At 45.8% G+C, this 11178-nt stretch carries 8 protein-coding genes and 1 pseudogene; 8 read left to right on the top strand and 1 reads right to left on the bottom strand.

The features are described 5' to 3' along the window. Positions 1-249: 249 nt before the first annotated feature. Genes QUA16_RS33475 through QUA16_RS33465 form a run of 3 tightly spaced genes read left to right on the top strand, consistent with a single transcriptional unit; the run spans position 250 to position 1950 of the window. Positions 250-903 (top strand): IS607 family transposase, encoded by a 654-nt coding sequence (locus tag QUA16_RS33475; RefSeq protein WP_333108828.1) that lies wholly within the window; start codon positions 250-252, stop codon positions 901-903. A 2-nt stretch (positions 904-905) separates the two neighbouring features. Continuing rightward, entirely contained in the window at positions 906-1409 is a 504-nt protein-coding gene (locus QUA16_RS33470; RefSeq protein ID WP_333108830.1) for a helix-turn-helix domain-containing protein, read from the top strand. Then, on the top strand, positions 1348-1950 hold the full coding sequence (locus tag QUA16_RS33465) for an RNA-guided endonuclease TnpB family protein (RefSeq protein WP_333108831.1): 603 nt from the start codon (positions 1348-1350) through the stop codon (positions 1948-1950). The genes QUA16_RS33470 and QUA16_RS33465 overlap by 62 nt, the downstream gene beginning before the upstream one ends. A 153-nt stretch (positions 1951-2103) precedes the next feature. Here the strand turns inward: QUA16_RS33465 and QUA16_RS33460 are convergent, their stop codons facing one another. Next, a complete protein-coding gene (locus tag QUA16_RS33460; RefSeq protein WP_333108832.1) occupies positions 2104-3843 on the bottom strand; it encodes an alpha/beta hydrolase in 1740 nt (579 codons plus the stop codon). Positions 3844-4129: 286 nt separating this feature from the next. Between QUA16_RS33460 and QUA16_RS33455 the strand changes: the two genes are divergently transcribed. The 5 genes and pseudogenes from QUA16_RS33455 to QUA16_RS33435 form a co-directional block, all read left to right on the top strand. Then, positions 4130-5110, top strand: a complete 981-nt coding sequence (locus QUA16_RS33455) for an Npun_R2479 family HD domain-containing metalloprotein (RefSeq protein WP_333108840.1) — start codon at positions 4130-4132, stop codon at positions 5108-5110. Between the two features lie 200 nt (positions 5111-5310). Next, on the top strand, positions 5311-6312 hold the full coding sequence (locus QUA16_RS33450; protein WP_333108834.1) for a VWA domain-containing protein: 1002 nt from the start codon (positions 5311-5313) through the stop codon (positions 6310-6312). Between the two features lie 301 nt (positions 6313-6613). Next, positions 6614-8878: an NAD-dependent DNA ligase LigA gene (ligA, locus tag QUA16_RS33445; RefSeq protein WP_333108836.1), complete on the top strand. Its 2265-nt coding sequence runs from the start codon at positions 6614-6616 to the stop codon at positions 8876-8878. A 356-nt stretch (positions 8879-9234) separates the two neighbouring features. Continuing rightward, complete coding sequence (locus tag QUA16_RS33440; RefSeq protein WP_333108838.1) at positions 9235-9648, top strand: hypothetical protein; 414 nt, start codon at positions 9235-9237, stop codon at positions 9646-9648. Between the two features lie 458 nt (positions 9649-10106). Next, a pseudogene (locus tag QUA16_RS33435) lies at positions 10107-11078 on the top strand (serine/threonine protein kinase); the annotation flags it as partial. Between the last annotated feature and the right edge of the window lie 100 nt (positions 11079-11178).

Here is an 11178-nt window from a genome sequence, read left to right as displayed (position 1 = left end):
TGATTGCTGTATTTGGTTGTCAATGTTCGGATGATGTTTATATTATTAACGGTATCGTTAAGGTTTGTAAAGGGGTTTAGCGACAGTTAAACTGATGACTGTGATTAGGAAAGCTGATGAAAGGAGAGAGATGGCCATAGCTTGCGGGGCCCGACGCCATCGCCCCCGCGCGAAACATAGAAATAGCAAAACTTAAGTACCCAATAGTTTGCTAAACTTATCCGTAATTCATCGGCGAGAGGAAGTTTTATGTGGAAAGTGGCAGAATTTGGAAAATTAGTGGGAGTCTCAGGCTCTACGTTACGGCGCTGGGAAAGTGAAGGCAAGTTAATCCCTGACAGGACATTGGGAAACCAGCGCCTTTATTCAGAAAGTCACCTTAATACAGCCCGCAACCTGAAGACTGGTAAAACGCCACCCAGTAGAGTTATCGTATATTGTCGAGTTTCCTCCACTGGGCAAAAACAAGACTTGCTTCGTCAAGTACAGGCTATGGAACAATTCTGCTTGGCGCAAGGCGTTGCTATCACGGATTCCATTCAGGAAGTTGGGGGTGGACTCAACTTCAAGCGTCCTAAGTTTTTGCAAATCGTACAATGGGCGATACTGGGCGAAGTCAGGGTGCTGTATGTCGCCCACAAAGATCGGCTGTGCCGATTTGGTTTTGAACTCGTCGAGCAAATCTTACAGTGGAATGGTGGGACGGTTATTGTCGCCAACGCCGAAAGCCTTTCACCGTATGAAGAATTGACTCAAGACTTGCTTTCAATAATCCATTGTTTTTCTTCCCGCCTTTACGGACTGCGGAAATACAAAGCAAAAGTTAAAAATATTATAGAAGGTATAGATCCTTGTGCGGATTCCGCTATACTTAATCAAGAAAGCAACTCCAAAGAAGTTTAACTATGTTTGGTATCAAGCGATCGCTAAAACTAAATAACCTAGAAACGACCTTGATGGCAAAACACGCAGGATTTCGGCGGGTAGTGTTTAACATGGGGTTGAGCTTGCGAACTCAAATGTACGGCGAGGGGCAATTCACGGACTCAAAGGTACTTAACGAAGTTAAAAAAGTTCTCACCAACTGCGTCAAGAAACAGCCTGAATTTGGTTGGGTGAATCAGTTGTATAGTCGAGTTTATCAAAATGCTTGGATTAACTTGAAAGATGCTTTTAGTAGGTATCGTTCTGGGAAGGCAGGTCATCCGAAATTTGCTAGTCGCCGAGACGGTCAATCTTTTACGGTTGATTCGTCTAACGGCAAAGTTTTACTAAATGCTGGCAGCACTATCAAAATTCCTACCTTGGGAAATTTTCGGCTCTACGAAGCCCGCTTAATTCGGTTACGTGTCTCAAACTATTACGATTTCAAAAGAAGGAAGTCGTTGGTTTCTTTCCTTTTGCGTTGATGCCGAACGTTTGCCAGTTCAACAATCTGAAAGCTCTGTAGGAATCGATGTAGGCATTAATTCTTTTGCCACCCTGTCAAACCAACAGGTCTTTGATGCGCCGAAGCCGTTAAAACAAGCGAAAACCAAGCTTGCTACCTTGCAACGCCCAGCCTCAAAACAGGTAAGAGGCTCCCAAAATCAGCGCAAAACCTACAATAAAATTAGCCGACTTCACGCACAGATAGCTCGTATTCGTTTAGATTTCCTTCGCAAGCTAACAACTCCCACCGCCCAAACTTTCAAGCTAATCAAGATTGAAAGTTTGAACGTTAAGGGCATGATGGCAAATCACAAGCTGGCTGAGGCAATATCGGATCTAGGATTTTACGAATTCACACGCCAACTTGATATGGCGTGCAAAATGTATGGGGCACATTTAGTGCTGGTAGACCAATGGTTCCCCAGCACTAAAACTTGCTCTAATTGTGGCACTAAAAAAGATATGCCACTAAGCATTCGGACTTTTGATTGTCCTGCTTGTGGCATATCTTTAAGATAGGGATTTTAACGCCAGCCTCAACATTTTGAATTGGGAACCCTCGGCAGCCAGGGGGGTAGCCTACTTATCTTGGGATTAGCCGTCTACCCAACAGCGTAGGAAGTAAACTCCGAATTGTGTCTAAAAATGGGTTTAGAAAAGTTTAGGTAAGTTTTACAAAGCAGAAACAGGAGCGATCGCAGGTGGAGAGGCCGGGATGCGAGGAGGTGGAGAAATCCTGAACTGCTGGAGTTGCTGGGGGGTGAGCGATCGCAAAATTCTCAGTCCGAGGGTGTCTCTGGAGATGCTTAAAGCGTAGGATGGCTCCAAATACGGGCGGAAATTGGATTTATTGTTCAAATAGCATTCCATGAAAGCTAGGCTGAGTCCGCTGAGGTAGCGGCGGGCTAAAGCTGGTTCGGGTCCGATGACCTCTGGTGGTGGCAGGAAGAGGCTTTGAGGGGAATCCTCGATCGTTGAGAAGTGAGTCCCATTGTTCATTAGTACGAGATATTTGTTGGGCGATGTCAGCCATGTGAACGGTTGAATTTGTTCGAGCAAAGCGGGGGCGACGGTATCGGCGCTGCCTGCGATTAACATGACTGGGATTTGGATCTTGCTGAGGTTTGTTTCTCCGAGAATGCTGCTGGCGATCGGGTTAACGGCGATCACAGCTTTGATGCGCGGGTCGCCTAAATTGTACTGCTTGCGCTCTAGGCCGCGGGCGCGGCACTGCAACAGTAGGGAGAGGTTCCAACTATCGTTTTCGAGTCCGCAATCTTTGTCTAGCTGTGCAAAATTAATCCCTGCCCCGGCTAATGCTAAAGCCGTATAGCCACCGAAAGACTGGCCGATGACGCCGACTCGCTGCAAGTCGAACTGCCCTTGGTAGGCCGGATCGGTTGTAGAAAGTTTGGTTAAATAATCGAGCAGGTCTTTGATGTCGAGGGGGCGGTTGACAAATTCTGCTGGTTCTGCTACTTGATTGGCTCTGCCTGTTACTAAGTCTTGGATTTGTTGGGCGTTGCTGCCGGGGTGTTCGGGGACGGCGACGGCAAAGCCGTAGGAGGCTAGGTGTTTGGCTAAATACTCGAAGGAAAGGCGATCGGAACCTAAACCGTGGGAAATTACTACTACTGGGGCCGGTTGCGGGCTCCGCTGTGGCAGGTAAATGTCCATATCAAAGGTGCGATCCTCTTCGAGGGCTTCGCTAACGCGATTCGGACTCGTCAGAGTTACCGATGATTTTTTCCAAGTATAGGGGCCAGGTAGCTGGGGCTGCAGCATTGCCGCAGCCGGTATGGCGGGTTCTAAGGCTGCTTGTGCTTCGGACAACTGGGCGACTCCGGCGATCGTCTGATTGGAACGGTTGATCAGCGATGTCAGCTCGTTGGCGATACCTAAGCCACGGGCGATGTCAATCCTGATGCCATAGGTGGGAAATTTCCGCAGCACGTTGAGTATTGTCAGGCCTTCTGGATCTGAGGCTGCTAAAATCAGGGCGGCTCGGATGGCATAAAATCCGGGCTGCCGAGCTTTGGTTTGAATTATTCGGCCCAACCGTTTCAGCAGCACTTCTCCTTGAGGCGTGTAGAGAAATTGGGCGATCGTCACGGGGCTGATTTCAGCTTTCGCTTGCAGGGCGCTGCGAATCTCAGCTAGCTGAGATTCTTTGACGTACTGAGCGAAGCCGTCCAAGTTTGAGTCTATTTTGCCTTCTTTGGCGAACAGTGCCAGGGATTGGATGGGAACTGATTCTTCTAGCGGCCCGTAAGTTACGTAAATTCGCTCGGCACCCATTGCCGGTGCGGCAGTGCAAACAGCAGTGAATGCAAACAATCCTAGGTATTTGGGGGCGATCGACCGCCGAGTGCGAAGGGCAGCAGTGGAGAGGCTCGAAAACAGACTGTTCATAACTTTCACACCTAGGACTTCTAATAATTAGTCGGTGAAATGATGTAAATTGTTTCGCCAACATTTAATGCCAAAAAATCGATCTGTTGCTTGGGATGCTTCGGAAATTAGGTTATCTTGGGAAGCATAGCCAAAAAAGCAATTTTCTGACCTGACAAGACTAGCTGAAATTTAAAATTCAACGCCGAGGGGTCAAACCTACTGGAATGCCCATTGATTATTTTTTCAGCTATGCAAGATATTTTCGATCGAGTTTGTAACTACAGCCTGAGTGGGAGAATTTATGATGTTCAATGCAACTGCTATCCTGATTGACGCTTTTGTGCAAGAGTTGCAGGCCGGCTACCGTCGCACCTACGGCAAGTACAAGCCTGACTACCCTGAAATTATCGCCTGGGCAGGGACTATGGCTCTGGAAAATATCGCTAACTGCGATGCTCTTTACCACAATGTGGAACACACAATGCTCGTGGCTTTGGTGGGACAAGAGATTCTCCGGGGCAAGCATATTCGCGAAGGGGGAGTGTCGCCGGAAGATTGGCTGCACTACCTGATCTCGCTGCTGTGTCACGATATCGGCTACGTCAAAGGTGTGTGCCGCCAAGACCAAGAAGCTGTGGGACTCTACGCTACGGGTATTGACGGGCGCATGGTTTCTGTGCCGATCGGCGCAACTTCTGCCAGTTTAACTCCTTATCATGTCGATCGAGGAAAACTCGTAATTGACGAACGCTTCGGGGGCCACACATTAATTGATGCCGAACAAATCAAGCGCAATATTGAATTGACGCGCTTCCCAGTTCCGGCTAGCGAAACTCATCAAGACCGAAATAATTATTCTGGACTCGCTAGGGCCGCTGATTTGATCGGTCAGTTGAGCGATCCAAATTACCTGCGAAAAATAAGTGCCCTGTTCTACGAATTTGAGGAAGTCGGCACTAATAAAATCTTGGGCTACAAGTCTCCGGGAGATTTGCGGCAAAATTACGCCAAGTTTTATTGGAATGGAGTTTTTCCCTACATTCCTGCAGCTTTGAACTACTTGGAATTGACCCAGGGAGGCAAACAAATTATTGCCAACCTCTACGCCAACGTATTTCAGGTAGAACACGCTGAACCGCTCGCTTTCAAGCATAACGCTCAAGAATTCACCAAATTCCCCGCCAATGGCAAATTAAACGGCGAAAAAGATGGTGATTATATTCAACCTTCCGTGTTGCCAGGAGAAAACAAGCCATTTGGGGATTTTCCCGACTTAAATTTGTGATAGATAATTTACGCGCTGAATTAGGCAGCTATAAAGACGATTCCTAATTAAAAAAAGATGAATGTTTTAGTGGGGTTTCCTTTTCTGTCAGCTATAGTAGAGCTAAAAATTAGTTGTTTATTAGGAAGAGTGAGGTCATGGAAACCAAAAATATTGAAGTCGTTTTTAGCTTTGATACAACTGGCAGTATGTAGCCTTGTTTGACACAAGTTCGTCGGAAAATCAAAGAGACGGTAACGAGATTGCTCGATGAAATTCCTGGCATTCGGATTGGCATTATTGCCCACGGAGACTATTGCGATGCTGACAGCACATACGTAACTAAACACCTCGATTTGTCCGGCGATGTCGGCACAATTTGCAATTTTGTTCAAAATGTAGAGCCAACTGGCGGCGGCGATGCTCCAGAATGTTACGAATTAGTCTTGCACGAAGCTCAATCACTTTCTTGGACTCCAACTAATTCCAAAACCTTGGTACTAATTGGCGACGACATCCCCCACGCACCCGCTCAAACTCCTCAAAAACTTAACTGGCGTCAGGAATTAGATAAGTTAGCACAGATGGGAATTACCGTTTACGGCATCCAAGCTCTCAACCGCCAGCACGCTACTTTATTTTACAAAGAACTAGCAGAAAAATCGGGCGGTTTTCACCTCAATCTTGACCAATTTTCCTACATTACAGATTTCTTTTTAGCCGTTTGTTACCAACAGTCATCTAACGAACAACTGCAAGCTTACGAACAAGAAGTTGTCAGTCAAGGTCGCATGAGTCGTGGATTAAACAAGATGTTTGATACCATGCTGAAGCGGGAAGACGCCACTGTTTACGAATTGGCAGAATTGCGAGCCGTAAAACCGGGGAGATTTCAGATTTTAGAAGTAGACAGCGAAATTTCAATTAAAGCTTTTGTTTTAGAGAATGGTTTGGCTTTTAAAACCGGGCGCGGATTTTATGAGTTTACTAAAACAGAAACTATCCAAGGTAAGAAAGAAATTGTGCTGATGGAACGTTCGACAGGGGATTTGTTTGAAGGAGAAGCGGCGCGAGAAATGTTGGGTTTGCCAATGGGCGAGACTGTTCGCATCAAACCAAGCAATCTAGAAAAGTATGCGGTTTTTGTGCAAAGTACCTCGGCCAATCGCAAGCTGATGGGTGGAAGCCGTTTCCTTTATGAAGTTGAAGATTGGGCTCGTTAATCAATCTTAAATCTCCAAACTACAACCGTAGAGTGACCCAGCTAGTGGTAAAATCCGCTATAAGTAAGGTAAGATCCGCCATAAGCACCAGACAAATATTTGGTGCGTCGATGACTATAGCAATCCTAAATGATTCGTGTAATTCTTGTAGGGGCAATCCCCCCGTGGTTGCCCCGATAGATAGGGGGTAGGCACGGGGGCACTACCCCTACATATTTTTACAAATGATTTAGGATTGCTATATACGATCTGTGTTTATCCTATACATCTGCGGTTAAAAAATATACATTTTCAAATTAATATGCAACCCGAAATCCAGCAGCAAATTCAACAGTTGAGGCAGCAGCTACAGGAAGCTAGCTATGCTTATTATGTTCTCGATGCGCCGATTATGCCAGATGAGGTGTACGATCGACTTTATCGCCAGTTGCAAGAATTAGAATCAGATTATCCGGAATTAATTACTGCCGAAAGTCCGACTCAGCGCGTGGGAGAACAGCCTGCTACTCAATTTTTTAGCGTCAAACACAATATTCCTCTCTACAGTTTGGAAAATGCTTTTAATTTTGAGGAATTTGCTAAATGGCAGGAACGCTGGCAAAGGGTAGCACCCCCCCTAACCCCCGGTCAAGAAGGAAATGCACCCCCCCTAACCCCCCCTTATCAAGGGGGGGGACAAGAAGGAAATGCACCTCCCCTCACCCCCTCTCAAGAGGGAAATGTACCTCCCCTAACCCCCTCTCAAGAGGGAAATGCACCCCCCCTAACCCCCCCTGATCAAGGGGGGGGACAAGAGGGAATAACATCTTCCATTAGCAATAAGGAAAATAGGGAAATTACTCCCCCCCTTAGCAAGGGGGGGTTGGGGGGGGTTTCCTATGTTTGCGAGTTAAAAATTGACGGTTCTGCTTTAGCGTTAACCTATGAAAATGGAGTTTTAGTTCGCGGTGCGACGCGGGGAGACGGCATTGCCGGAGAGGAAATTACTCAAAATGTCAAAACTATTCGATCGATTCCTTTAAAGCTCAATTTAGATAATCCGCCGCCTGTTATGGAAGTGCGGGGAGAAGCTTTTTTATCTTTAGCTGTGTTTGAGGAAATTAATCGGGAACGGGAAAAAGCAGGGGAACAATTGTTTGCTAATCCTCGCAATGCTGCGGCGGGTACGCTGCGGCAGTTGGATTCTAAAATTGTGGATAAGCGCAGGTTGGATTTCTTTGCTTATACTCTGCATTTAGATAAAGGTAAGGAGGGTAACACGCAGTGGGATTCGTTGGAATTGTTGCGACGAATGGGGTTTAAGGTGAATCCCAATCGCAAAATTTGCTATTCTTTGAATGAGGTTCGCGAGTATTACGAATATTGGGATACTGAGCGGCGAAATTTGCCTTACATGACGGATGGGGTTGTTGTTAAGATTAATTCGGTTTTGCTGCAAAAACAATTGGGTTTTACTCAGAGGTTTCCGCGTTGGGCGATCGCCCTGAAGTATCCCGCGGCGGAAGTCCCTACAATAGTAGAAGCTGTCACCGTACAAGTAGGCAGAACCGGGGCTCTGACGCCTGTGGCGGAACTCAAACCGGTGCAGTTGGCGGGGACGACGGTTTCGCGGGCTTCTCTCCATAATAGCGATCGACTTTCCGACCTAAATCTCCATATTGGCGATACTGTGATTGTCAGAAAAGCTGGGGAAATTATACCAGAAGTTGTGCGAGTTTTGCCGGAACTTCGCCCCCAAAATGCTCAACTTTTCCAAATGCCTAGTTGCTGTCCCGAATGCGAACAGCCTGTGGTTCGGGAAAAGGGGGAGGCCGTTACTCGCTGCATCAATACATCTTGTCCGGCAATTTTGAGGGGTTCGCTGATTCATTTTTGCAGCCGGGATGCTCTGGATATTAACGGTGTTGGCGAAAAGTTGGTGCAGCAGATGGTTGATAGCAATCTGGTGCATTCTGCGGCGGATTTGTACGATTTGACAGCGGAAAGATTGATGAGTTTGGAACGCATGGGTAAGAAGTTAGCAGAAAAGTTGGTAAGTGCGATCGCCCAATCCAAAAATCAACCTTATTCGCGCGTACTTTACGGCTTGGGCATCCGCCACGTCGGCAGCGTGAATGCTCAATTGCTGGCAGAAAGGTTTGCAAATGTAGAAGAGTTAGCAGCCGTATCGGCGGCATCGATTGAGGGCGTTTACGGCATCGGGCCGGAAATTGCTCAAGCTGTTTATCAGTGGTTTCGAGTGCCGGCAAATCAAAGTTTAATTGCACGGTTGAAAACAGCAGGCTTACAATTGCAGTCAGAAGTAAAAAATCCCAATTTAGCCAGCACAAATTTACAACTTGCAGGCAAAAGCTTTGTGCTGACCGGAACTTTGCCCACTTTGAAACGAGATGAAGCTAAAGATTTGATTCAAAAAGCAGGAGGTAAAGTCACAAGTTCGGTGAGTGCTAAAACTGATTATGTGGTTGTGGGAGAAGATGCGGGATCTAAGTTGGAAAAGGCTCAATCTTTGGGAATCGAACTACTTTCGGAATCAGAGTTATTAGAACTGCTATCGAAACCATAAATGATTGGTGACAGTCAATATCTCTCTCTTTGCTCTTTCTCTGCGCCCTCTGCGCCCTCTGCGGTTCAAAAAAAAAGCTGATTCACTTGAGCCGTTTTCCAAGAACATCGCCAACAATTCTATTGCCCTAGGTGCAAAATAGCCGATCCTCTTCGAGGGCTCTGCTAACGCGAATGGGGCAATACCTCAAAAGGCATAGAAATCGCGACCCCCCTTGGTGAATGTACATACTTCCCCGGTGGTGCTGCGCCAATCGGTTGTCGGTACAGGCTAGTTTTGCTAAAATTTGATAAAGTTTGCAATAGCGATCGCAACTGCCAGCTTAGCCAAATCCCAGCAATCATAGGAGATACATTATGTCGGAAATTCCAGCAGAACAAACACAAACAAACTTGCCAACTCCAGAAATAACTACCGAAAGCTCAATTTCTGGGGTGGAAAACGTGAAAAACAGTTTGGGAAACGTCCTAAATAGTTGGAAGTTGAAAGCAGGATTAGCCGTTGCTGTACTTTTGGGAGTTTTGCTATTTGCTTTCTACTGGCAGCATATGATTGCAGTCGTAGGTATGAAGAGTTGGGCGGCGCGATCGGGAGCTAACCCGATCGAATGTATGGTAAGAGATACTAATAATGACCAGTATGTCAGTTGCAGCGCCCTCCTCGATCAGCAGATTGTCCCTCTTGAGTGCAGTTCGAGTTTGTTCAATATCGGCTGTCGAGTCAATTACGGAACTGCGGCCCCAAATCCGAGACAAATCAACCCTAGATAGAGCATCTGCGGCTTAGGAGATGATTGGTGAACCAACAGATTTGATACTTAAAATAGGGGACTTAAAAAAAATCTCACGGTGAAAATACTCCAGCAATAAAGATGAGAAAACTCTTGTTTTTCTCGTTGTAAATTAGCAGGTAATGAAAGTTACCTGCTATTGCCATGAGGTAATCTGTGATAGAGAATGTGCGGCAGTATATTAATAGACCTCTTGCAAAAGTCCTTTTCATAAATTTATTGGACGGGCTCTTCGGCCCATCCCACAAGAAAAAATAACTCTTGTGGGATGGGCCGAAGAGCCCATCCTCGTTATTTTTGCAAGAGCTCTAATGTGAAGATTTCACCTTTAGCATGGGTATCAAAGCATCCTCCGCTACTATAATAGATCAGTACGCTCGCCGATAATGATTGCTGACTATCTTTAATAAGATTTCCCTCTATCATGGAAACCTGAAAATGTTTAAAATTAACGGCTACCAAATTCTTACTCAAATCTACGAAAGTACCAACTCCACTGTCTATCGAGGCATCCGGCAACAGGACAACCAAGCTGTCATCCTTAAATTCCTCAAAGAAGACTATCCTACTCCCTCCGAACTGGTTCGCTATAAGCAGGAATATGAAATTACCCGAAATCTGAATCTAGATGGAGTAATTAAAGCTTATGAATTAAAACCCTATCAGATGACCCTGTGTATCATTCTTGAGGATTTTGGGGCGTCATCTTTAAAACAGTTAATGGATGAGCGTAGGGACTCAGCCACGGGAGTATTGCCCCTACAGGAATTTCTGAGCATTGCTATTAAAACGGCTGAAATTCTAAGCAGTATTCACGCCGCGAATATTGTTCACAAAGATATTAACCCTGGAAATATTATTTTCAACCCAGAAATTGGGCGACTCAAAATTATAGACTTTGGTATTTCTACTCAATTCAGCCGCGAAAATCCTACGCTAAAAAATCCTAACGTCTTAGAAGGTACTTTAGCTTATATTTCACCTGAACAAACAGGAAGAATGAATCGTTCCCTAGATTACCGCACCGACTTTTACTCTCTCGGTGTCACTTTTTATGAGTTGCTGACAGGACAAGTTCCTTTTGAAACAAATGATGCCCTGGAGTTAGTGCATTGTCATATTGCTAAAGTGCCAATTTCTCCTCATCAAATTAATCCAGAAATTCCCCATGCCCTGTCAGATATTGTAATGAAACTGATGGCAAAAACCGCTGAGGAGCGATACCAAAGTGGTTTCGGAATCAAAAATGATTTAGCAGAATGTTTGCATCAGTTACAAACCCAAGGAAATATCTCAGAATTTCCCTTGGGATCTCAAGATATTTCTGGGCAGTTCCACATTCCGCAAAAACTCTATGGACGCGAAGCCGAAGTAGAAGCCTTACTCACAGCATTTGAGCGAGTCGCAGACAATCCTTTCACCCCCCTTAATAAGGCTTTCAGGGGTAGGTTTTTAATGATGACACCGGATTGGATAGTATAGAAACAGTGAGTTTTACACAGCTCCGGAG

The organism is Microcoleus sp. S13_C3, assembly GCF_036700905.1.
In the GTDB taxonomy this organism is placed as follows: Bacteria; Cyanobacteriota; Cyanobacteriia; order Cyanobacteriales; family Microcoleaceae; genus Microcoleus.
Note: the sequence above shows the minus strand (reverse complement) of the source record. Positions and strands in the feature narration are given on the sequence as shown.